Source organism: Brevibacillus migulae, from assembly GCF_004521915.1.
Classification (GTDB): domain Bacteria; phylum Bacillota; class Bacilli; order Brevibacillales; family Brevibacillaceae; genus Brevibacillus_F; species Brevibacillus_F migulae.
In genome coordinates, this window is the sequence record NZ_SDKD01000021.1 from 1 (window position 1) to 23,892 (window position 23,892).

Sequence of the window (23,892 nt, forward strand, 5' to 3'; positions counted from 1 at the left end):
GAAAAACCCCAGTAAAATATGGGGTTTCTCGTCAGTCTGAGGAGCCTAATCATATAGGCTCCTTTTGTTTTATTCAGCCATTTTTCCATATGTAAGGGGGGATGCTACAAACATCATTCCAGTCAATCTACAGAGATATTTCACCATACTGTTTCTTGGGAGGTAATCATGGAACAACAAGCTTATTATGCCTTAACCATTTTTCTCATCATCTACGCGTTTATCATTTCAGAAAAGCTGCACCGAACCATCGTCGCCATGATCGGCGGGATTCTGATGGTGGTTTTTGGGATCGTTGATCAAGAAATCGCCATCCACCATATCGACTTCAATACGTTAGGACTGCTCATCGGCATGATGCTGATCGTATCGATCACAGCGGAGACCGGCGTTTTCAAATATGTGGCCATCTGGTCTGCCAAAAAGGCACAAGGTGATCCAATCCGCATTCTGATCGCGCTTGCTTTGATTACAGCATTTGCATCTGCATTGCTGGATAATGTAACGACTGTCTTGTTAATGGTACCTGTCACGTTCAGCATTACCCGCCAGCTGCAGGTTTCACCCATGCCTTATTTGATCACGGAAATTCTCGCTGCGAACATCGGTGGGACGGCTACGCTTATCGGTGATCCGCCCAACATCATGATCGGCAGTGCCGTAAAAGAATTGACCTTTATGGCTTTCGTCAATAATTTGGCAGCCATCTCGTTTTTCATTTTGTTTGTCACACTGGCGATCCTCGTTCTGCTTTATCGCAAGCAATTAATCACCACACCGGAACGTAAAGCCAGCATCATGAGCTTGAATGAAAAAGATGAAATCAACGATCACAAACTCCTGAAAAAATGCTTGACCGTACTTGCCCTGACCATACTTGGCTTTTTCACCCATCAGATCTTTCATATGGAATCAGCCACAGTGGCATTGGCCGGCGCCTTCCTGCTGCTCCTGCTGACAGGTGAGCATTATTTGGAAGAAGCGCTTGCCAAGGTGGAATGGACCACGATCTTTTTCTTCATCGGGCTGTTTGTATTGGTGGCTGGCCTGGTCGAAACGGGTGTGATATCCGCGCTCGCTTCGTGGGCCATCGATTTGACAGGCGGTGACTTGACCGCGACAGCGATGCTGATCCTCTGGCTGAGTGCGATCGCCTCCGCTTTCGTCGACAACATTCCTTTTGTGGCGACCATGATCCCGATGATCAAAGAAATGGGCAGCATGGGCATCACCAACCTTGAGCCGCTTTGGTGGAGCCTGGCGCTGGGAGCGTGTCTGGGCGGAAATGGTACCTTGATCGGCGCGAGCGCCAATGTCATCGTGGCTGGACTCGCGGCAAAGGAAGGACATCATATTTCCTTCGTCAAGTTCATGCTTATCGCCTTTCCGTTGATGATTCTCTCCATCGTGATTTCTTCCGTCTATCTCTACCTGCGCTACCTCATGTAGTCTCTAACTGAAACGCAAAAGAGTCCCTGCCAGTGGCAAAAGGGACTCTTTTTTTTAATCAATCATCTAGCTAGACAACGATACGGTGAATTCTCCCCAGACCTCGTCTCCCCAGACCATGCTCAAATGATCGCCATCCGCAACCGCACTCACGCCCGCAGGTGTTCCGGTATAGAGCACATCGCCTGCCGATAATCCAAAATGCTCTACGGAAAAGCGGATGATCGTATCCAAATCAAAAATCACATCGCGAATATTGCCGATTTGCACCTGCTCGCCATTTTTAAGCAGCTGAAAATCGGTCTGCTGTAACGCCGCAACCCCTGGGAAAGGACGAAAAGCGGTATGGACAGCAGAATTCGGGAAACCTTTCGCCAAAAGCCATGGATATCCTTTCGCCTTGAGCTCACTTTGTATATCGCGCAGCGTAAAATCGATACCCAGCGCCATCTTATCGATCAGATCATCGGCTGTCAAACCCGGTTGATAATCTTTGGCGATATGTACGACGATCTCCACTTCATGATGTACTTCCCCGCGATTTCCTGGCAGCTTGATCGCTTGTCCCTTCGCTTCCACCAGACTATGGGTTGGTTTCGAGAACAAAAACGGTGACGTCGGCACAGCATTGCCCAATTCTTGCGCATGAAGACGGTAGTTGCGTCCAACACAAAATACGTTGCGAATGTCCTGCATAGTTGTCCCTCTTCTCTCTACAAAAGATCAACGGATTGTTGCCAGATAACGCCCGTTCCATTGTTGAACATCAACAGGCACACCCAAAAAGTCGCTCAGACTTGAGCTGGTAAGAAGCTCCGAGGTCCACCCTACCTGAAACACTTCACCGTCTTTTAAGAGCAGCGTCTTTGAAAAAGCCGGCAGCACTTCTTCGAGATGGTGCGTGACATAGATCAGGTTCGGTGCATCCGGTTCCTGCGCAAGCTGTCCAATCAGCTGCAGGAGTTGTTCCCTCGCCAACAGATCCAAACCGCTGCAAGGCTCATCCAAAATAAGCAGCTTTGGCGATGCCATCAAAGCTCTAGCAATCAATACGCGCTGCTGCTCCCCTTGTGACAATGTCTGAAATGATCTGCCTCGCAACGTCGTGGCTCTTAACCGCTCCAGTAGCCATGCGGCCCGCTCCTCATCCTCAGATGTTGTCTGCTCGTACAGACCGATAGAGGCATGCTTTCCGCTGATCACGATTTCCTCAACCGACTCATGCCCGTACAGTTTTTGCTGCAGGGACGTGCTGACGAGTCCGATCATTTTGCGCAGGTCCCGCAAATCCACTTCTCCGAAACGTTTGCCCAATACGGTGACTTCACCTTTCGTCGGCCAAATGTACCCGTTCAACAGGTTGAGCAAAGTTGTTTTGCCGGACCCATTCAATCCAAACAAGCACCAATGCTCTCCGGGCTGAATGCGCCAATCGACTTGATTCAGTATCGGCCTACCCGCCCGGTGCCATGACACAGATTTCAGTTCGATCATCAGTTCTGCCTTCCTCTCATTTGCTGGCAAAAGTTGATAATAGCTTATTATCTGAACATTCTGTTGTCAAGGCTACGCTTATTCCTCCTCAGCGGCTTGCTGAAACGCACGGAGGAAATTTTCAACAGGGTGAGCGCCAGAGAGCGCAAGTTTTTGGTCAATGACAAAAAAAGGTACGCCTTTGATTTGCAGATCTCTCGCAAAAGTCAGGTCTTCTTCAATTTCCTGCTTATATGTATCCTGGTCAAGTGCCTGCTGCAGCTGGGCAGCTGTAATGCCAAAATCCTGTGCGATCGAGGCAAGCACCGCTACATCCCCGATATCGAGACCTTCTTCAAAATAAGCCCGATAGACAGCTTCCACCATTTCCTCTTCGCGGTCCTTTGGCGCCATCTTCAGCAAGACATGGGATGCGTATGTATTTGGACGCATTTCCACACGGTCAAAACGGAACGTCACGCCTACGCTTTTCCCCGCTTCTGTCACTTGATTCAGCATGGGCTCGACCAAGCTTGCGTCCCCTCTTATCGCTGCCATGGTTTCACGGAAAGGCAATCCTTCCTTCGGGACATTCGGGTCCAGAAAATATGTGCGGTAGTGAATCAAAATCGGTTCACCTGTCCATGCTTGCACGGCATCCATCAAATTCTTTTTTCCGATTCTGCACCATGGGCAGACCGTATCTTGAAATACTTCGATGATCATGTTGGAAAGCTCCCTTCAGCGTACGTTGCAAGTATTTGCTTGCTTATTATACCAGTTTTATGGCCAGGGATTACACTTTGCCAAAGTATAATGATTCCTTATGCGTTTGATAGTCGATCATTATTTCCCTTTGTGAACGGAGAAGCGTAATGTTTTTGACAGAGAACCAAATTAGAAATGAGGCTACGGTATGCTAGCAAAACGCTCTCTGAAAATCACACGATGCTACTTGAAAATGAACGGCTGGCTCAAAGGAGTCTCGCTCACGTTTCTCCTCGCTCTCATTGCGATGGTATTGGCTCAGCTTCCCGGATTAGATACAATCGGGCCACTTATCATTGCGATTGTCCTGGGAATGGCCGCCAATCACCTGCTGTCGATCCCTCCATCCGCTTCACCGGGTGTGTCCTTTTCCGCCAAACAGTTACTCCGCGCCGGGATTATTCTCTTGGGACTGCGACTCGATTTTCATCTGATCATGCTATCCGGGCTTTCGTTGCTTGTGATTTCCGCAATCAATATCTTGCTTACTTTATGGGTTGTCTACACACTCGGACGAAGAATGCAGCTTGATCATTCGCTTTCTCTTCTGCTGGCATCAGGCACTTCGATCTGCGGCGCTTCCGCCATCGCAGCGATAGGCAGCCAGACCTCAGCAAAACAGGATGCCATATCGCTTTCGGTCGTCACGATCGCATTGGCAGGAACACTCTGTACCATCGCATTGTCCCTGCTTTTTCCATTCTTGGACGTATCAGCTTCTACTATTGGCTTGTTTGCCGGGCTGACACTCCATGAAATCGCTCATGTCATGGCAGCTTCCTCTCCGGGGGGAGAAGCGGCAATCGATGCCGCTTTGCTCGCCAAGCTGTGTCGAGTGGCGCTACTCGTTTTCGTCGCTCTGGGGATCCAGCTATGGTTGCGCCGTTCCAAACATTCAACCCAGTCACCGAGTTCACAAAAAGACGGAGGGATCTTTCCATGGTTTATCATCGGTTTTCTGCTGATGGGCGGGGTACGCTCCCTCGCGATGCTGCCAACGTCTGTGATCCATGTGCTTTTGTTTATCGCTACGTTTCTCTTGACGATGGCGATGGCTGGTATGGGCCTTGTCGTAAAACTGTCCCAGCTGCGCGACTATGGGAGTAAGCCGATCCTCGTCGTAAGCCTGGGAACGACAGTCCTCATGATCCTCGGCTTTCTGGAAACTATCCTGCTTGCCTGACACAAGCGCAGCCAGAGCATCTCTTCAGCAGAAAGAGTGCTCTGGCTGTTATTCATTCCCGTTCTTTTTTTGCCAGCTGCCAAAAGACGGACGTCGCCTTCTTTGGCGCAGCCGACTGCGGCAGTACAAGTGAAAAATGTCGGTAAAACCGCTTATTTTTCAACCGGATTTCCCGAAGGTCACCGGTCTGCAGCTCCTTTCGCACGACCCAGGAAGAAAGCAAGGCAATCCCCAGGCCGTTGGAAACCGCCTCCTTGACGCCCTGACTGCTGCTGAATACATAATGACGCTTCATCCGCAGTCCATGTTCCTCAATAAACTGATCGCTGAATTTACGGGTTCCTGATCCGCTTTCCCGCAAGATCCACGCTTGATCCTGCAATTGTTCAGCAGATACCGTCAGCTCTCCAAGGGGATGGACTGGGGAAGCTACCAGCACCATCTCGTCCCGCATAAACGCTTCAATCTTGAGATCTTTAAAGGAGACTGCCCCCTCCACTAACCCTATTTCAAGTTCTCCGGAACGTACCCCACGTACGATCTCATCCGTGTTGGCTATTTTGACTGCGATCTCCACCTCAGGATAACGGCGGGTGAACCGCGCCAACATCTTCGGCAAAATATATTCCCCGATCGTGTAGCTCGCCCCGATCTGCAGACTTCCCGATACCGTATTTTGCAGCAGATGAATTTCCTGCAGCGCTTCTTCATACAGAGAAAGGATCTCTTTTGCCCGCTCATAGAGCAGTTCTCCTGCTTTCGTCGGTGTCACCGATTTGGATGTTCGATGAAGCAGCGTTGCCCCCAGCTCGTTTTCCAAGCTCTGAATCTGCAAGCTGACGCCAGGCTGAGACAGATGCAGCAGCTCAGCGGCACGGGAAAAATTTTTATGCTCCACCACCGTCACAAACGCTCGAAGTGTATCAAGCGCCACTCTCTTTCCCCCTTTCTTGTCAGCCGATCGCTGTAGTACGGCACCGCGTGCGAAGTTAGATCAATAGATTGAATAGATTCTCGTCTTTGTTGATTTCCGTATACGCGATGCCATGCTTATTTAACCGATCGATCAACCCTTGATAATCTTCCTTATATTTTAACTCAATTCCTACCAGTGCAGGACCGTTGTCTTTATTATTCTTTTTCGTATATTCAAAGCGAGTGATGTCATCGTCTTTCCCTAACACCCGATCGATAAATTCACGCAATGCACCAGCGCGCTGCGGGAAATTAATGATGAAGTAATGCTTCAGTCCTTCATAGATCAAAGAGCGTTCCTTGATTTCCTGCATCCGATCGATATCATTGTTGCCTCCGCTGACGATGCACACGACATTCTTCCCGACAATTTCCTCCCGGTACAGATCGAGAGCGGCAATGGACAATGCCCCGGCTGGCTCCACGACAATCGCATTCGCGTTATACATCTCCAGGATCGTCGTGCACACTTTTCCTTCCGGCACAAGGACAATATCGTCGAGCAGCTTTTGGCAAATCATCAGCGGCAGCTGGCCCACTTGCTTCACGGCCGCCCCATCGACGAATTTATCGATGTGCGGCAAGCTGACGACATCGTTGTGCGCGATGGCCTCACGCATCGATGGCGCACCGCTAGGCTCCACACCGATCATTTTTGTCTCTGGGCTGAGCGCTTTGACGTAAGTACTCACGCCGGAAGCCAATCCCCCCCCGCCGATTGCGGCAAACAAATAATCCACCGGCTGGCTCATTTCCTGCAAAATCTCCGCAGCCACCGTCCCTTGCCCCGCGATGACGCGAGGATCGTCAAATGGATGGACAAAGGTCATTCCATGCTCCGCGCCATAATGTACAGCTTCCTGATAGGCGTCATCAAAGGTATCCCCGGTCAACACGATTTCCACCCATTCGCCGCCAAACAATTGCACTTGCGTCACTTTCTGTCGCGGTGTCGTGCTGGGCATAAAGATTTTTCCTTGAACCTGAAGATGGCTGCATGCAAACGCTACCCCTTGGGCATGATTCCCTGCACTCGCGCAAATCACTCCCTTTTGGCGCTCCTGTTCCGTCAACGTCTGCATCATGTAGTACGCCCCACGCAATTTAAAGGAACGGACAACCTGCAGATCCTCCCGCTTCAGATAAACATTGCAGCGATACCGTTCTGACAGGATCGCGTTGTACTGCAAGGGAGTCTTGATGACCACCTCTTTTAAGGCATGACTAGCTACCGTGATGTCCTCCATACTGACCATGCTCATTGTCCACTCGGCCTCCCACTCTTCTCTTTCTCTTGTATGCAAAAAACGCCCCTGCAAGAGGTATCCCTTCCCATTGGATGAGATTCTCCCTTGCTGAGGCGATTGTGCTCGCGGTACCACTCAGCTTCTTCTGTTTTTTATGAATAAACAGACTTTTCCCGCCAAAAAAATTGGCTTTACGCAGATAACGGTTGCTTCCGGCGCATCTTACTCGTGGTTCGGATGCGCGGCTCAGAGGTGATATTCGAAAAGGGATGAAGACTCTCCTCGCAGCACAAGGGACAGCTCTCTTACATCAGGGCCCTTCTTTACTTCTCCTCATCTTCGCCGGTTCGATTGTGCGAAACTATTATTGAAAATTATAGGGAGGCATGATGGATTCGTCAATATGAAAAGCAGGCGTGGAAGCTTTGTGCGGCAGACAGAAAAAAACCTTACGACGATGAGACCGCCATAAGGTTTTCTTTGCATTTGTTACGGAGTAGCCAACAGCTCCGCAAGTTTATCCAGTGCTTCTTGCTCGTCTGGACCATTTGTAACGAGCTCCACGGTTTCATTGTGTTTGACAGCCAATGCCATTACACCCAGAATGCTTTTACCATCTGCTTTTTTCTCGCCTTTTACAATCTCGATGGAAGAAGCAAATTGTTTGGCTGTATTTACGAACAGCGTAGCTGGCCGTGCATGCAGTCCATGTTCGTGTGCGATGGTTACTTGTTTAGATACCATGTTAATTCCCCTTTCACTATCCACGTAACAGTATGGTTGAACAAATCGTGATACGATCTGGATCAACTGTCTTTGTACCACATTTTGCTCTTTCCTGCAAGTCAGCCATGGATATGTGCGAGTTGAAATTGTGGCAAATATTCCTTATGTGCCTCCAGCATCTCATCGAGGATCTTCTGTGCTACCTCATCTGACGGGACAAGCGGATTAATCGTCATCGCCAGCAAAGCGGTTCCATAGTCACCGGTAACGGCCGCCTCGGCAGCCACACGTTCAAATGATTTGATCTGCTGTACAAGCCCGCGAACAGGGACCGGCAAGTCGCCGATCGCAATCGGCTTGGGTCCGTCCTTCGTGATCACACAGTTGATTTCAATTGCGGAATCTGCCGGAATGCTGGCAATCGCCCCATTGTTGATCGTGTTGACAGGCTGGATGTCACGCTTATCATTATAGATCGAGGTGATCAAACTGCAAGCAGCATCGCTGTAGAATGCCCCTCCGCGTTTTTCCAGCTGCGGTGGTTTCACATTCAACTCGGGATCTTTATACATTTCAAACAGCTCAGCTTCCACCTGCTTGACCACTTCGGCACGTGTTCCTTCTTTTTCGGCAGCTTCGAGCTCATGCTCCAGCATCTTGCTGGTCTGATAATAATAGCGGTGGTACGGGCAAGGCAAGATTTTCAGCGCTTTGATGAATTCCTTGTTCCAGCCCATGTCCACAATGTTTTTCATCGTGATACCGGACTCCGCGCTCGTCAAGCGATCGATAAGCTCCTCTGTGATGACCTTCCCATCCAGATATACATTCAACCCGTATACCATATGGTTCAAGCCCGCAAAATCGATCCAAACGCGTTCCGGTTCGACTTCCAGCATCTTGGCAACGCCCATCCGCATCCCGATTGGCACGTTGCAAAGACCTACCACCTTTTTGATATTGCTGTAGCGCAACACCGCTTCCGTCACCATTCCTGCCGGATTCGTAAAATTAACCAGCCAAGCATTCGGGCAGAGCTCCTCCATCTCCTTGCAAATCTCCAGAATAACAGGGATCGTGCGCAGACCTTTGAACAAGCCGCCCGGACCGTTTGTCTCTTGCCCGATGACGCCGTATTTCAGAGGAATGCGTTCATCCTTCGCTCTCGCGTCCAATTGGCCGACACGAAATTGCGTCGTGACAAAATCTGCATTGGCTAACGCTGCTCGGCGGTCCAGCGTCAGATGGATCTCGATCGGCACGCCTGCTTTTTCTACCATCCGTTTGGCTAAAGCACCTACGATCTTTAATTTTTCTTCGCCTGCCGGGATATCGACCAGCCAGAGCTCTTTGATCGGCAGCTCCTCATACCGTTTGATAAAGCCTTCCACCAATTCCGGTGTGTAGCTGGATCCTCCGCCAATCGTAGCAATTTTCAATCCGCTCATTTCGTTACGCCTCCTTTTTGGTAGATCGTTTCATAAAGCTCGACAAATTCAACAGCCATATCCCGCACCGTGATTGCATTCATCAGGTGATCCTGAGCATGGATCATCAGCAAGGTCGTTTCTGCTTTTTCTCCGGCAGCCTCTCTTTGAATCAGAGTGGTCTGGATCTCATGCGCTTTTTGAAATTCCTGGGCAGCCTGCTCCAACGCACTGTGCGCAGCTTTGAAGTCGCCTTGCTTTGCATAACCGATCGCTTCCATCGAGGAGCTTCTGGCGTTGCCTCCATACAAAATAATTTGAAACACCGTGTCTGCATACTCCATCTCGTTCTTCCCACCTATCCGCTAAGTTACACGATCTCTTTGTACGTAATTAGCTCAATATTCGCCTGCCGAATGATTTCTTTCGCCCGCTCATCCGTCAATACAGCCAGCTCCGTCGACCGGGGAAGCGCGTAGGAGCTTCCCGTCAAGACCGATTGATCGATGAAGGCTGGGTGACACATGAGCTCAACCGTTTCAAAGCCTTCGTATTGCTGCAAGATCTGCGCGAGGGTATCGACCGTGAGATGCTCGCCATAAAAGCTGCCATCAAAAGCATGTGTGGTCTTGATGCTTTGGAACTCCGCTTCATGGCTTGGGTTCATCGAGATGCGTCTGAGCGGGAGCTGATAGCGCTCCGCAAGCCTCCTCACGATGGGAAATACCTTCTCATGAGCATGCACATGATGATGGCTGTCCAAATGGGTAGGACGCAACCCGGTCGCCAAAAACCGCTCGATCTGTGCAACGAACTCCCGCTCAATATCCGCTGGCTCTGCTTGCTCTAGCTGTTCCTGTCTTTTCCGGAATTCACCTCGTTCGTCCACGAGCGAAGGCACATCCGGTGATACAGGCGATCCGCAAGTGAGTACAAGATGGATGCCGACCCCAAGTCCGGGCGCAGCTTTGGCCAGCTCCGCCGCATGTGCCAATCCCGGCATGTTGCACATCATGGTGGCAGACGTGACGATTCCGTTTTTGTGGGCTTCCATGATCCCGAGATTGACCCCCTTGGAATAACCAAAGTCATCGGCATTGACAATCAGCTTCATCCGCATCTCTTCTCCCTTTGTCTATAGATTCTTTTTGTGTTCAGGCAAGTTCTACGCTGAAATGGTGGTTTGTGATGCTTTTTCCTCCGCCAGCTTTTGTTTGTCCCACATGCTGAAGAATGGATAATAAATGGCCATGGCGATCAAGAAATTCACGATTTGCAGCACCATTCCGGAAATTTTTCCGCCCGTCGCTAAATATCCGCCAATGAGAATCGGCGTCGTCCAGGGGACCGCTACTCCGCTTGGCTTCGCTACAAGCCCGGTGGACATTGCTATATAGGAAACGATGACCAGCACCACAGGAGCTATGATGAAAGGAATCATCATGAGCGGATTCATCACGACCGGCATCCCAAAGGTGATCGGTTCGTTAATATTGAAGAGTCCCGGTGCGATCGAGAGTCGACCCAAGCTTTTCATTTGCTCGCTGCGGGCGCGGAACAGCATAAGGACGACCATTGCCAATGTCGCGCCGGAGCCCCCTGCGTAAATCCACAAGTCAAAAAACTGCGAGGTAATGACGTTTGGCAATTCCTGGCCAGCTTGGAAGGCTACCCGGTTTTGGTCCATCAAGGAAAGCCAGATCGGACTCATCACCCCACCGACAATCGCCGCACCATGAATCCCTGCTGTCCATAGCAGGTGCACCAGGATCACCGCGATGATGGCTCCAAACAAACTTCCCCCCAATGCACCCAGTGGAACGGCCAATAGCTGCGAAACAATATTGTGAACGCTTTCAAATGAGGTGTTTTCAATGATCAAGCGGATCAGCCAAACAACCAAGACAACGAAAAATCCGGGGATAAGAGCAACAAACGAACGAGAAACGGCAGGAGGCACCCCATCAGGCAATTTGATCACGATCTTTTTCTGAATGACAAACCGGTAGATTTCCGTGGAAAGGATGGCAACAAGCATCGCTACAAACAAGCCTTGGCTTCCCATCAATGTAACCGGAATCGCTCCCCCGACCTGTACGGCCTGTGTCGCCCCTTCTGGCGTAAAATTCACCTGAAACGGTGTTGCCAACAAAAATGCGGACACTGAAATAGCTCCGGAAGCCAATGCATCTACCTTGTACTTTTCAGCCAAACGGTAAGCAACCCCAAAGGAAGCTATTATCGCCATGACATCAAAGGTGGCATTCACCGGGTACAGCAATTTCGTCCGCCACGCCTCTCCAAAAACACCAGCCATAAATTCGTCATAGCCGGGAACCGGAATGAATCCGAGAATAAGGAACAACGAACCGATAATCAGCAATGGCATCGTAAGAATGATTCCATCCCGAACCGCTTGCAAGTGCTTTTGTTCAGCGACTCTGCCTGCGATGGGCATAAACCTGTTTTCCAAAAAGGAAATGAACGCCTGCATCGTAATCCCCCCAATTCTTTGCCCACATTATTTTTTCATGCTCAATGCCTGGTCCAGCACTTTGGCGCCATTGACCATCCCATAATCGATCGGATTGATCATATCGCATGGAATGCCTGCCGCTTCCGCTTCCTTCTTGAAATGTGCCAGCTTGTAACGCACCTGTGGACCCAAGAGCAGGACATCGGCTTCTGCCAAATGCTTGTTGACCTCATCGACGGATACGGCCCATATTTTACCGGAGAGGCCTTTTTCCTTCGCTGCCTGTTCCATCTTGGTCACCAATAGGCTTGTCGACATGCCCGCTGCGCAACAAAGCAAAATATTCATCCTTACACCCCCCTCCTTTCTCTTTTTATTAGCAAGCATCGTGCCAAAACACTACAATCATGAATGCGCTTACATTTGGGCAGGGGGATTTTGCTACTGTTTTGCATTCATTCATACTGTTTTGACAAAAAATGGGCATGAGCCCGGTTTTTAAACACTAGCAAGACAGTGTTTCGCCTTTTTCCAGAAAGTTCATCAAAAAAGACAGCTCCTCTTCCGTAATGACGATGTCATACTTTTCTTCTAGTGGCCACAAGCAAGCTCTGACTTGATTGACCAGATGGGGATTCTTCATCGACAATTCGTCTGCTTTTACAGTATTCACCGCCGTTTCATTCGCCTGTAAGCGATCCACCATACAGCACATATGCAGACATAATCCAATCAAGGCATCTTCAGGTATTCGCATTGCTAAAGACTGCTGAAGCTGCTCCAATGTATGCCGCACATCCGCGACTAGCTCTTCACCCGACGCGTGCTTGAGATGGCTGTTGAGCACTTCTCCCATCCGATGATAGGTTTCCGCCACATCGATTTTCTTCTGAATCTCATGAATGGCCTTTAAGTTCAAGACATCCTCAATGCTGAAGGTGGGGATATCGTTGTCGAGTGCAAAGCTGCTGATCATACACAGAATGTTCTTTTCCTTTTTCCATCTGTGCAAGCGGTCCTTCATATCCTCTTTTCCGACAATATTGAGCGGGACGATTTCACATAGCTGTTCGTCAAAGCGCAAATGATGCTGCAGCATATTTTTAATCGCCAGGGCACTGCCCTCACCCGTCAAGCAGGCTGTCAGAATGATGGCCTTGTTGGCCAGATGCTTGGCCGGCTTCGTCTGCGGCTCCGTGATATCAAAGGATGCGACATGGCGTACATCCCGATAGATTTCGGCCAGCGAATGTCCCAGCATCGCTTTTCGGGTCGCCTCAATCACATGCAGGGTGCTGACCAGCGGTACGACCTTTACCGGTATGTTCATTTCTTTTTCAATAATCTCGCCAAACGTCAGCAAGGATCCCATATCGGCCAATATCAGCATGCCTGCCTTCCTACTGGCCAGCCTGGCAATCTCCTTCGCTTTTTTCAAAGCTTCCTGCGGCTCTTCCTCCAAAGGCAAATCAATCGCTTGGGCGTAATTGACATCCAGCAGCCGGTTGGTGACTTCCACCATGGACGATGCCGCCCCTTTTCCATGTGTCATGACAAGGACGGTAACCAGCTCGTTTTCCTCATCTGCTTCCAGCTCCGGCAGGATGAAAAACATCGTCAAAAAGCCCGCCTCGTCAATCGGCAGATCAATCTGAAAAGCATCCTCGACCATTTTTACGCATTCCAGCGCGATCCCGAATTCCTGCTTATACTTTGCCCGCACCTGATTCAGCTGCGGATTGACGATTTGCTTGCCGCGCTTGACCCGCTCCAACAATGTCTGGATATGCAAAGCCAGACTATGGTGAACCTTTTGGCTTACCTCCTTATGCAGCTTATTCTGCGCATAGGCAATCATCTGTTCGACCAGCGTGACAATTTCCGGCTGCAGGATTTTGCTCAAATCAATTTTGCGGAATTGCCGGTTCATTCCTTTAATGTATTGGGAAAAGTAATTCTCCAGATCGAGCTCCAGCACTTCATTGCTCACTCCGCGCTCGCGAAGATCCTTCACCATTTTTTCAATGTTTTCGTACAGACTGCTGCTGTCGGGCGCCGGTTCTTTTTCGAACAGCATGATTTCCTGATCCGGATGAAACACAAAAAACGGCTTGTGATTGCCGATCAATTCTTCCAGAGGCTGCCGATATTCTTTTGCCTGCAGCATCCCTTCCTTGATGTATTCAGCCAACTCGCAGCTGTATATCTCGAGCTGCTGCTTTTGGTACGTGATGTAGTCCGCATACGCCTTGGCACACGCCAGCTGAATATCGGTTCGCAATTGACCGATATTATTCGGACACGGATAGATCAGGAGCGCTCGCATGGCATTGGCCGATACATGAATCTCTTTTTTGAGACGAAAGGATTCCTCGCGAAAAAACTGGATAATCAGATTGAACCGTTCCTTCAGCCCGCGTTCACGCAGGGAAGGCAGCTTGATCACCATCGGGATGCGCCGCATGAAGGTTTTGAGTAAAGCGGATTCTGGATTTTCGGTTGTCGCAGAGATCACCTGAACCATGGCTGTGCGCTCTTCCGTCTCGCCCAGTCTGCGATAAATCCCCTTATCCATGAACGTAAAAAACATTTCCTGGCCTTCCGCTGGCAATCTGTGCACTTCGTCAAGAAACAGAATTCCACCGTTTGCTTTTTGGATCAAGCCCTCGCGATCTGCATCCGCGCCGGTGTACGCTCCTTTTTTCACACCGAACAGGTGTCCGAGCAGCAGCTGGGCATTATTCGCATAATCCGCGCAGTTGAAGGTGATGAAGGGAATGTCCCGCTTCCCTTTCCTTGTTTCCACCGCATAGGTATGCATCATCCCGGCAAACGCGGATTTGCCGACGCCGGTTTCTCCCAGAATCAACGTATGCATCCCATTTGGCGGATAAAGAATGGCCGCCTTGGCTTGCTCGATGGAGGTATGCAGGCTTCTGTTTCCGTTCTCCAACTTGTCAAATACCGTTTCGACCGCATCTGACTTGCTGTCTTCCATATTGGAATGAAACCGAACGGGACGTCCATTCGATTTTCTAATTTTCCCTTCCTTCCACAGCTGGTTCAAATCGCTCGACACATTGGCGCGGGATAGACCCAGCATTTCAGACAGTTCTTGAGCGGTAATGCCCTGTTTGGAGGCTAAATGAAGTATCGCTTGGTGGATTTGATCGATTCTTTTCATCCGATTCATCCCGATCCCCCATGAAACGTTTTGTGAGAGACAAGCGGCAGAGCACAATCGGGTACGAAAGTTCTCTGCCACTCGCCACTTTATTCGTATTGTTTTGTTTTTTCACGCATGCGTAATTCCACGCGGCGAATTTTTCCGGATGTTGTTTTTGGCAGTTCGTCGACAAACTCGATTTTACGCGGGTACTTATAGGGAGCCGTCAACCGCTTCACATGCTCTTGCAGTTGTTCGACCAGCGCATCGGATGCTTCGGTCCCTTTTTTGAGTATCACGTAGGCTTTGACAATATGGCCGCGCTCGGGATCCGGGCTCGCTACTACCGCGCATTCGGCAACGGCTGGATGCTTCACCAGTGCATCCTCCACCTCGAACGGTCCGATGGTGTAGCCTCCCGATATGATAATATCGTCGGCACGCCCTTCAAACCAGATATAGCCGTCTTCATCCATCCTGCCCTGATCCCCTGTCACATACCAGTCGCCGCGAAAAGCTCGCTGCGTCCGCTCTGGATCATTCAAATAGCCTTTAAACAAGGCGACCATATTCCGCTCAATCGCGATATCCCCAACTTGACCCTTGGGCAGTACCTGGCCTTGCTCATCGATGATCGCAACATTTACGACGGGGGATGGTTTCCCCATCGAGCCTGGACGCGGCTCGACACCCACAAACGTTCCTACAAGCAATGTATTCTCGGTCTGCCCGTAACCGTCCCTCACTGTGAGGTTGAACGTGCGGCGGAATGTCTCAATGACTTCCCGATTCAACGGCTCCCCTGCCGAGCACGCTGAGCGAAGTTTGGTGATCTGATAGCGATCCAGATCCGATCTTTTCGCCATCAACCGATATTCGGTAGGAGTCGCGCAAAAGACGGTAATGGGATAGGTCTCAAGCAAATGGAGATAGGTTTCCGGGGAAAAACGGCCGGTGTAGACAAAGGCGGTTGCCCCTTTCCCCAATGTGGAAACAAATGGACTCCAGATCCATTTGGCCCAACCTGGTCCTGCCGTCGCCCAGACCATGTCCTCCTCGCGAACATCCAGCCAATGCGTGGCAGCCACCGCCAGATGAGCGTATGGCCATCCGTGGACATGCATGACCCCTTTTGGTCCGCCTGTCGTCCCGGAGGTATAGGATAAAAAGGCAAGCTCGTCAGATCGTGTAGGCGCGCTTTCAAAGTGATCATCCGCTGCACTTGTAAGCCCTTCCAAAGATAGCCAGCCTTCCGCTTCCCCTTCTGTGATCACATAATGCTGCACGGAAGGACATGCGCCGCGAATCGCCTCCACCTCGGAAACAACACCGGCAAAGCCTACGACTGCTTTTGCTCCACTATGATTGACCCGATATTCAATATCTTTGCTGCGCAGCATTTCCGATCCCGGCAGCACCACGGCCCCCAGCTTGATTAACCCCAGGTAAAGCTCATAGGCGATTGCTCCGCGGGGAACCAATACCAATACTTTATCCCCTCTCGTGATGCCAAGCACCGTGAACGCGTTTGCGACTTTGTTCGCTTTTTGAATCAACTCTTGATAAGTCAGCTTCGTTTCCTCGCCGGATTCCTTGCGCACGACGACCGCCAACTTTTCGGGATGGAGCTGGGCAAACTTTTCGACTTCTGCCGCAAAATTATACTGTGCGGGAATGTCCAACGAAAAACCATGGGATGAGTTTTGGTCCGTCTGCTTCATACAGACTCCTCCTTTCATTCCCTAACGTATTTCTGTTTTTGTTGGAATTTTCCTTTTAGATGGACAATTCATTTTTTTCTATGCAAAAAAAAACGCAAACCCGTCACGGACTTGCGCTTTATCGGAATCGGAATATCTGTTATTTCACCACAAGCGTGGCAGTCATATTCCCATGTTCCGTACCGCATGGGATGCTGCACTTGATTTGGTATTCACCAGGTTTGTCAGGAGTAAAGGTCTGGCTTCCCTCCTTGGTGATTTCCACACCCAGTCCGTCAATCACGATGCCATGGTATCCTTCCGCCGATTTCAGATTGACGGTCACAGGTTGACCTGCTTTTACTTCGAAGCGGTCCTGATTGAATTTCCAGTTACTTGCTTCAATGTTGATGACATTCTCTCCAGTCGCAGGCGCAGTTGTCTGCGTTGCTGTCGATTCTGCTGCCGGTTTCGCCTCGTTGGAGCATCCGGTAAAGATCAGCGCAGCTGCGATCACTGACGATAAAAGCATGGTTTTTTTCATCATTCACCCTTCTTTCCTTCGTTGTTCTAGTACCATCTTACAGTGGAAACCTCAAATTTTTGGAAGGAAGCTGTGAACGATCATTGACGGAACATTGACTTTTTTATGAACGATGTTCGCTGCAGTACTCCCGCCTCCGGCCAAAGTAGAAAATCACAGCGCCTCCTAACGCAATCCCCCAAATTGGGAACAGCAGCAAAGGCGTTGTTGCGCCCCAATTTTGAAAATCGCCGCTCAAGAAAATCTCGATTACGAATTGAATTCCCGTTACGGTTAAGAGGATGGAGACAAGTCCCGCAGGAACGACAGCTAAAGCAACTGGGACGCGCTTCCCAGCCCAATATGGAAACCAACGCGGGAAGGTCTCCCCCCATGGCTTTATCAGGCCATGTGTAAGAATGGCCCCAGTAATCGATACCAAGGCAAGTCCTGCTCCAGCCCACACCGCCCCTGAATTCTGAAGGCTTTGAAATAATTCCTCCGTAATCCCTAGTGGTATGCCAAACAGCCAGGCAAGGCGGGTAATATCGTAATAAGCAGGGGCCAGGATCGCAATATAGGTCACCCACCTCCCCCATCGCTGCGCTGAACTCGAAGCCATCCAGAGGCTTCCATCACGGTTACGTCCGCAATAGGAGCAAGCATTGCGGAAATGCCGTTGGAAGGACAACGCTGTCGCAGCCCAAAGCAAACCGCCTGCCAGGCAAATATATTGGTTTACAACCGGCCAAGTGAAGTAATCAAAATAATGGAACGAATGCCCGAAAAGAGCCCCGATCAAGGAAATGGGAGCGTAAGCCACTCCTATGAGAACGCGGGCATCCGGGATCGCGAGGCAGAGGAGCGTCGCGGCACTCCAGGCATAAAGCAGCGTAAACTTTCGAGTCATGCCGCGAGCATTCCGTTTGTTCATGAATAGGACTGCTGCACCAAGAAAGCAGAGAATTGCGATGACAGGACCTGCAGTCGCCGCAGTCGCATGTCTAAAAGCCCAACTTTGCGCATTCGGGTCGTTTAACAAGCCAAACGGAAAGCCTGAACCTCCTAACGACCAATACGCCCCCAGCAAGCCATACACGAGCGTCCAAACGAACGCTGCGTAACGAGTCCATTCCGGCCAGCGCCTCCACCAGCCTAAAATCAATGATATCGATTGAGTAGCTTGTTCATGGGATACTGTACTCTTTTTTGCGAGTTTCATGAAGATCAACCCCCTATACAATGTTAGCTTCAGTATAGGAGGTGTTCGTAAACAGAAAGTAAACGGAAGCTCAACTTCACCCTAACTTTGAGCCGCTTGCAACCTGATTGATATGGACGTCCCCTCATTCGGTTTGCTGGAGATAATGAAATATCCGCCATGGGCTTCCACGAATTTCTTGGCAATGGTTAACCCCAAGCCCGAGCGTTCGGAAGAAGATGTTTTAGCTGAACCGCTATTCACGAACGTCTCGTTGAATCCCACTCCGTTATCTTCGACCTGGATCTCTATGATTCGATCGACAAGCTGCGAGATTCGAACCACAATCTCGGTACCTTCCGGATTATGGACAACGGCATTGACCAGTACATTACGAATCGCTCGCGTCATCAACTTCGGATCACAGAATAACGAGATGCGTTCCGGCTCCGGATCCATCACGAAGAGGTAACCTGTCGCCCAAGGTGCGCTGCTGACATCCGCCACGGTTCTCCGGACAAGCTCAACGATATCCGCTTCCTCGGCTTTTAGCGGGATTTGTCCGTAAATCGTTTCATTCAGATCCTGTACCAGTTCTTGCAGATGAACAGCCTTCTGCTGAATGATAGACAGGAATTGCTTTTGTTCACCCGCACTCCAGCTATACTCCGAATTGATCAGCATGGCGGAATACCCGGATATATAGGTTAACGGCGTTTTTAAGTCATGTGATATTCCTCGAATCCATTCTCGTTTCATTTGTTCCGACTCCCGGAGCTCCTCCTCGTTTCTTCGAAGCGTACTCGCAAGCATCCGCAAATGCTCGAACAATTCCTTATATACCGCATACGGTAACTTCAACGTTCGTTTGCGTGAGTGGATCTCGTGCCCGTGAAGAGGAATATCGTATTGCCCGTTTGCCAGGCATCTGATCCACACCATCATCACATAAACCGGCTTGCCCAAGTACCAGCCAATAAGGAGCAAGGAAAGAAGAAAAAGCAGGGCGCACAAAGCCACCACGAAAATTTCGTAAAAGCCCGAGCTTTCCCCGGACAAGAACATTTGAGGCCAAAACAACCAAGCCGTCACAATCGCAATTGTTTGAATGCAAACAAATAGAATAAAGAAAGCCCCCAAGAGTTGCAGGGCTATGCGGAGTATCACATTCACGTCTTTACTCTCCCGACGGCGGAACGAATTTGTATCCGATTCCTCGCAGCGTAACGATTAGTTTGGGGTGGGACGGATCGGCTTCCAGCTTTTTTCGGAGTCTGGAAATGTGGATAACGACTGTTTTCTCATCCCCTTGGACCATGGTTCCCCACACCTGCTCATATAATTGCTGGGCGGTGAATACCCGATTCGGGTGTTTGCAAAAATGAAGCAGCAGCTCAAGCTCCTTGGCCGGGCAAGGAGTATCCACATCATTGATGATAAGCTGCCCCGTCGTCCGGTTAACCGTAAACGTATCGTACCGATACAAATTTTCCACTGTTCCGACATCAGATGAATACAAAGCGCTCCGTCTCAAATGAGCCTGTATCCGTGCAACGACTTCCATCGGGTTGAACGGCTTGGTTACATAATCGTCTCCGCCCAAGAACAGCCCCTGCAGCTTATCCATGTCACTGGAACGGGCGGTAAGAAACAGGATAGGGGTCGTAATGGTTTTTCGCAACTCCGTGCACAGCGAAAATCCATCCATGTCCGGAAGCATGACATCCAAAATGATGATATCAAACCGTGTCGTTCTCACCGCCAAAAGCGCCTCAGCGGCGGATACGGCTTTTGTAATCCTGGTGTATCCTTCTTTGCGAAAAAGATTTTCAAGCATAACAAGAATGCCTTCCTCGTCATCGACCACTAATATCGATTCATTTCGCAGACCAACTCCCCCTTATTCCTGCTCATTACCCGAGGAAATGAAACAGTATCGTACGTACAAATAACACCGTGACAAGCATAACCACGCATACATACAGGATAGCAGATCGCCGCAGAATGGGGAGTGAAATTTTGGAATTCCTCGCATAATTCCATGCCGCCATGCTCGCCAACATGCCCAAGACGGTAAACCATGGCTCGTAAAACAGCAGATCCCATAAAATTAGTCCGCGGACATCGAGAACGATCCAACCAGGGAAATGGATGGTAATGATCCCTGCCAAATGCAGGATTTTCGTGACGATCCCGCTGACCCCGTGAGCGATCGCGAAGGTACTGCCGATAAGCATGGGGACCAGTAAGAAAAGAGAATGGACACTGCTTCCACCGATCAACGGCATCCACGCCGGAACGGTTTTTCCCCATGGCTTGACGAGACCGAGCAAGAAAAAACCGAAGAGCATGACCACTACCCCAGCGATATAACTTGCCATTTGAAACCCCTCGGGGTTAACAAGTCTGCCCGGCAGCCCGACCGATCCACCCGCAGCTTGATAGAATCGAACAAAAACCGCATACATGATCGCCCAAAGGCAACCGGCATAGCCGATCCCAACCGGAATGTTGAACTTGCTCACGCTTACCTCACCTCCAAACGTGTAGTGAAATCCATTACGCATGCGAACGAACTTTGCGGCTGTTTCGAATCCCGTAAGAAATGGCAGCCAAGATGATCGCGACTCCCCAGACGAAAAATCCACCGTATACGGGGAGCAGAACCCATGGGTCAAACTCCCGCATATCGGATATGCGTATGGAGCCCACAGCCAGTTGGTAGAAGGTTGAGAAGCACATATAGATGAAGAAGGCTCCGGCTGAGTATGCCGGCACGAGAAGTATCCAACACGGGATCACACGCCACGAATCTTTGACCAAAGCCAGAGCTAGCATCGTAGCGATGAGCGCGAGTACGGCGGACACGTCGATGCCCTTGGCGTATAAAAATGCACTGACGGGATCTGCGCTGGTTTTCATGGTGGCATGAAGCCCCTCGATTCCTTTCACGGATGCGAGTATGACCACTCCATTCGCCCATAGCGTCTTGATGACCGTGTATGGAAGCAGGGTCATGGATGCTACATGCCCCCACTTTTTTGATGTCCACCAGGTTCTCTTATATGTCATGCTCAATCACCTCCAGTTCTACGTGATCCCTATTTTATGGGATGCAGGTAAACTGGAGGTAAACAGCAGAACAACTTCCGCTTAACTATGATGTTCAGTCAATTCGTATGGATGGATGGCAAATATCCAGTCTTATAAATAGAAGTATTAGACTTAAGCGGACTAATGGAAACAGTGGCGATTTAAGACTCGAAACGAAAGTCTTTCCTTCCTTTGAACGAATTGGCTGCCAACACTCTCCGCAAAATGACCATATTTTTTCCACTGAACAGCGTTTACGCTCTGCAATCTACTCAACCATTTTCTTTTCCGCACATTTCTCGGGTTCAGCATAAATACACCTCCTCCATTTCAGATTCATCTTATGTCCACTGAATCCACTTAATTCTTAAATGTCCCCTCGTACCGAACAGTACAAATAATCGACAAGGAAATAATGTTAATCAAACAAAAAAGAGACGGTCTCCCGCCTCTTCTTTCTCTGTGCATTCAAAGATTTCGTACCATATTTAAATCCTAAATCTCCCCACAAGCGCCTGCAATTCTTCCGCCATGTTCGAAAGGGCGTTTGCGGAAGACGTAATCTCCTCCATCGAAGCCAATTGCTCCTCAGTGGTCGCTGAGACATTCTGGATTCCAGATACAGCCGATGCTGTCACCTCAGATATCCTATCGATGGACTGGACAACTTGCGCAGAACCTGCAGAGATCTGTTGAGCAGATTGTGACACTTCCTGGATCTGCTTCGTCACTTCACTCACAGACCGTCCGATCTGCTTGAATGATTCACCAGCCGTATTGACAACACCAATCCCCGCTGAGACTTCCTTTGTAGCGGTTTCCATCGACTGGACGGCTCTGCTTGTTTCATTTTGGATAGTCGCGATCAGCTCCGCAATTTGTTGTGCCGAACGAGATGATTGCTCGGCAAGTTTTCGCACCTCGTCTGCCACGACGGCAAATCCTCGTCCGTGCTCTCCAGCCCTTGCTGCTTCGATAGCAGCATTCAAGGCAAGCAGATTGGTCTGTTGAGCCACTGTGGTAATGACATTGACGATTTCGCCGATTGCCTGGGAACGTTCACCCAGCTCTTTGACTACATGCGCTAGTCCATCTACAGTACCGCTGATCGAATGCATTTGCTGGATCGCTGTCTGAATGACTTGACCGCCTTCCACTGAGCTTTCCGATGCTTGTACCGCCGTAGAAGAAACGCTATGCGCGTTGGCCGCTATCAATTGTATGCCTGCAGACATTTCATTAATCGCTTTTGCGCTTTGCTCGACACTGTGCATTTGATGCTCTGTTCCCTGTGCCACTTCCTGTACCGTGTACGTAATGTGTTCCGTGGCTTTGCCAGTCTGTTCGGCACTGGCTGTCAGCTGTTCGGATGAAGCGGCCAACTGATTGGCTGAATGACTCACTTCCGATATTAACAGCCCCAGCGAGTCTGCCATCTTGTTAAAGCTCACGCCAAGCTTGCCAAGTTCATCGTTTGTCTTCAACTCGATTCGTCTGGTGAGATCTCCTTCGCTGATTCTCTCTGCAGCACCAATCAGCATATCCAGCGGCTTGTTAATCGAACGGGTAATCAAGTACACCAGGAACGCGCCGGAAAGCACAGCGATTACCAATACGATCAGCGTATTAGTAAAAATTGGCCCCGCCTCTTTGGCTACCTCATCCGTACTCAGCGTCCCGGATATTTTCCAACCGGTAAGCGGATGTGTATCAAATGCCATCAATCTTTCTGTTCCGTCCGATCCACCGTACGCAAACTCCCCGGTATCAGTGGCAAAGATTTTATCCGCAGTCTCTCCCTTGAACTCAGAGCCTACTTCCGCACTTGGATGAATAATCCATTTGCGGTTTTTGTCCAACACCTGAACATAGCCTTCATTGCCGATTTTTACTTTCTTCACGATTTTATCCAGTTCCGTGAGCGTCAGGCTTGCGGCCACGACTCCTTTTCCATCTGTTGTGGCTTTGGCAAAGGTAATCACTAGATTCTTCGTCATCGCCGAAACATAAGGACTGGTGATAATCACTTGGTCTTTTTTCGCCATGGCATCCTGATACCAAGCCCGTTTTCGCGGATCGTAGTCATCCGCCATTTTGGTCTTCGGGGAATTTAAAAATAATCCTTTGTCCGTACCCACAAACGTGACTTCCAATTCTGGATGAGCGGCTTGATAGCGGTTTAATTTGTCCCACGTCTCCGGTACATCTTCCGCTTTGACTTCCTGCGCAAGGATCGTCATATCTTTCACTTTCGGATCTATAAACTGGTCGATCGTATGCTTCAACAGCTCGACATTCCCACTGGCGGCATTCATCATTTGTTCTTCTACCTTGTTTTTGGCTGTCTGATAGGCGAAACCACCGATTGCCAGGCTCGGGATGAGAAGTACTAATGCAAAGGAAGAAATTAATTTGTTCTTGATCGTAAGCTTCATTAGCTGCCCCTCTCTCATCATACAAGTTCTCGTCTAAAGATTCGTTCATC

22 protein-coding genes and 1 other annotated feature are annotated in these 23,892 nt (G+C 49.8%); of the genes, 2 read left to right on the plus strand and 20 right to left on the minus strand.

The window, feature by feature from the left end:
- The first annotated feature begins 168 nt into the window (after window positions 1-168).
- Window positions 169-1,449, plus strand: a complete 1,281-nt coding sequence (locus EIZ37_RS20220) for an ArsB/NhaD family transporter (protein ID WP_134686584.1) — start codon at window positions 169-171, stop codon at window positions 1,447-1,449.
- A gap of 66 nt (window positions 1,450-1,515) precedes the next feature.
- Here EIZ37_RS20220 and EIZ37_RS20225 read toward each other — a convergent pair whose 3' ends face one another.
- The 3 genes from EIZ37_RS20225 to EIZ37_RS20235 all read right to left on the minus strand — a co-directional run bounded on the left by EIZ37_RS20225 (window position 1,516) and on the right by EIZ37_RS20235 (window position 3,648).
- Window positions 1,516-2,145 (minus strand): fumarylacetoacetate hydrolase family protein, encoded by a 630-nt coding sequence (locus EIZ37_RS20225; RefSeq protein ID WP_134686585.1) that lies wholly within the window; start codon window positions 2,143-2,145, stop codon window positions 1,516-1,518.
- Window positions 2,146-2,172: 27 nt separating this feature from the next.
- Window positions 2,173-2,943, minus strand: coding sequence for an ABC transporter ATP-binding protein (locus tag EIZ37_RS20230; RefSeq protein ID WP_134686586.1), 771 nt, complete (start codon window positions 2,941-2,943; stop codon window positions 2,173-2,175).
- Between the two features lie 78 nt (window positions 2,944-3,021).
- Window positions 3,022-3,648 carry a DsbA family oxidoreductase gene (locus EIZ37_RS20235; RefSeq protein ID WP_134686587.1) on the minus strand — a complete coding sequence of 209 codons (627 nt, stop codon included), beginning with the start codon at window positions 3,646-3,648 and terminating at the stop codon, window positions 3,022-3,024.
- Window positions 3,649-3,838: 190 nt separating this feature from the next.
- On the opposite strand from EIZ37_RS20235, the gene EIZ37_RS20240 reads away from it, so the two are divergent.
- Window positions 3,839-4,873: a YeiH family protein gene (locus EIZ37_RS20240; protein WP_134686588.1), complete on the plus strand. Its 1,035-nt coding sequence runs from the start codon at window positions 3,839-3,841 to the stop codon at window positions 4,871-4,873.
- A 52-nt stretch (window positions 4,874-4,925) separates the two neighbouring features.
- On the opposite strand, the gene EIZ37_RS20245 is transcribed toward EIZ37_RS20240, so the two are convergent.
- From EIZ37_RS20245 to EIZ37_RS20325, 17 genes are all read right to left on the minus strand, one after another.
- Entirely contained in the window at window positions 4,926-5,807 is an 882-nt protein-coding gene (locus EIZ37_RS20245; RefSeq protein WP_134686589.1) for a selenium metabolism-associated LysR family transcriptional regulator, read from the minus strand.
- A gap of 55 nt (window positions 5,808-5,862) precedes the next feature.
- Entirely contained in the window at window positions 5,863-7,110 is a 1,248-nt protein-coding gene (gene ilvA, locus EIZ37_RS20250; protein WP_134686590.1) for a threonine ammonia-lyase IlvA, read from the minus strand.
- 91 nt (window positions 7,111-7,201) lie between these two features.
- Window positions 7,202-7,444 (minus strand) — a binding site (T-box leader).
- A gap of 140 nt (window positions 7,445-7,584) precedes the next feature.
- Window positions 7,585-7,839, minus strand: a complete 255-nt coding sequence (locus tag EIZ37_RS20255; protein ID WP_134686591.1) for an HPr family phosphocarrier protein — start codon at window positions 7,837-7,839, stop codon at window positions 7,585-7,587.
- Window positions 7,840-7,940: 101 nt separating this feature from the next.
- Window positions 7,941-9,269: a 6-phospho-beta-glucosidase gene (locus EIZ37_RS20260; RefSeq protein ID WP_134686592.1), complete on the minus strand. Its 1,329-nt coding sequence runs from the start codon at window positions 9,267-9,269 to the stop codon at window positions 7,941-7,943.
- Window positions 9,266-9,592, minus strand: a complete 327-nt coding sequence (locus tag EIZ37_RS20265) for a PTS lactose/cellobiose transporter subunit IIA (RefSeq protein WP_134686593.1) — start codon at window positions 9,590-9,592, stop codon at window positions 9,266-9,268. The genes EIZ37_RS20260 and EIZ37_RS20265 overlap by 4 nt, the downstream gene beginning before the upstream one ends.
- Before the next feature lie 26 nt (window positions 9,593-9,618).
- Window positions 9,619-10,362: a chitin disaccharide deacetylase gene (gene chbG, locus EIZ37_RS20270; protein ID WP_134686594.1), complete on the minus strand. Its 744-nt coding sequence runs from the start codon at window positions 10,360-10,362 to the stop codon at window positions 9,619-9,621.
- A gap of 51 nt (window positions 10,363-10,413) precedes the next feature.
- Window positions 10,414-11,742, minus strand: a complete 1,329-nt coding sequence (gene celB / locus EIZ37_RS20275) for a PTS cellobiose transporter subunit IIC (protein WP_134686595.1) — start codon at window positions 11,740-11,742, stop codon at window positions 10,414-10,416.
- A 27-nt stretch (window positions 11,743-11,769) separates the two neighbouring features.
- Window positions 11,770-12,072, minus strand: coding sequence for a PTS sugar transporter subunit IIB (locus EIZ37_RS20280; protein ID WP_134686596.1), 303 nt, complete (start codon window positions 12,070-12,072; stop codon window positions 11,770-11,772).
- A gap of 157 nt (window positions 12,073-12,229) precedes the next feature.
- On the minus strand, window positions 12,230-14,917 hold the full coding sequence (locus EIZ37_RS20285; protein ID WP_235828130.1) for a sigma 54-interacting transcriptional regulator: 2,688 nt from the start codon (window positions 14,915-14,917) through the stop codon (window positions 12,230-12,232).
- An 80-nt stretch (window positions 14,918-14,997) separates the two neighbouring features.
- On the minus strand, window positions 14,998-16,611 hold the full coding sequence (locus EIZ37_RS20290) for an acyl-CoA synthetase (protein WP_134686597.1): 1,614 nt from the start codon (window positions 16,609-16,611) through the stop codon (window positions 14,998-15,000).
- A 139-nt stretch (window positions 16,612-16,750) separates the two neighbouring features.
- Complete coding sequence (locus tag EIZ37_RS20295; RefSeq protein ID WP_235828132.1) at window positions 16,751-17,134, minus strand: cupredoxin domain-containing protein; 384 nt, start codon at window positions 17,132-17,134, stop codon at window positions 16,751-16,753.
- A 103-nt stretch (window positions 17,135-17,237) separates the two neighbouring features.
- Window positions 17,238-18,335 carry a hypothetical protein gene (locus tag EIZ37_RS20300; protein WP_134686599.1) on the minus strand — a complete coding sequence of 366 codons (1,098 nt, stop codon included), beginning with the start codon at window positions 18,333-18,335 and terminating at the stop codon, window positions 17,238-17,240.
- 81 nt (window positions 18,336-18,416) lie between these two features.
- A complete protein-coding gene (locus EIZ37_RS20305) occupies window positions 18,417-19,487 on the minus strand; it encodes a sensor histidine kinase (protein ID WP_134686600.1) in 1,071 nt (356 codons plus the stop codon).
- Window positions 19,488-19,491: 4 nt separating this feature from the next.
- The gene (locus EIZ37_RS20310; RefSeq protein ID WP_134686601.1) at window positions 19,492-20,202 is read right to left on the minus strand and encodes a response regulator transcription factor; all 711 of its coding nucleotides are present in this window, start codon (window positions 20,200-20,202) and stop codon (window positions 19,492-19,494) included.
- A gap of 25 nt (window positions 20,203-20,227) precedes the next feature.
- Window positions 20,228-20,839, minus strand: coding sequence for a DUF3995 domain-containing protein (locus EIZ37_RS20315; protein ID WP_134686602.1), 612 nt, complete (start codon window positions 20,837-20,839; stop codon window positions 20,228-20,230).
- Window positions 20,840-20,873: 34 nt separating this feature from the next.
- Window positions 20,874-21,386, minus strand: a complete 513-nt coding sequence (locus tag EIZ37_RS20320; RefSeq protein WP_134686603.1) for a hypothetical protein — start codon at window positions 21,384-21,386, stop codon at window positions 20,874-20,876.
- A 509-nt stretch (window positions 21,387-21,895) separates the two neighbouring features.
- Complete coding sequence (locus EIZ37_RS20325) at window positions 21,896-23,842, minus strand: methyl-accepting chemotaxis protein (protein ID WP_235828133.1); 1,947 nt, start codon at window positions 23,840-23,842, stop codon at window positions 21,896-21,898.
- Window positions 23,843-23,892 lie beyond the last annotated feature (50 nt).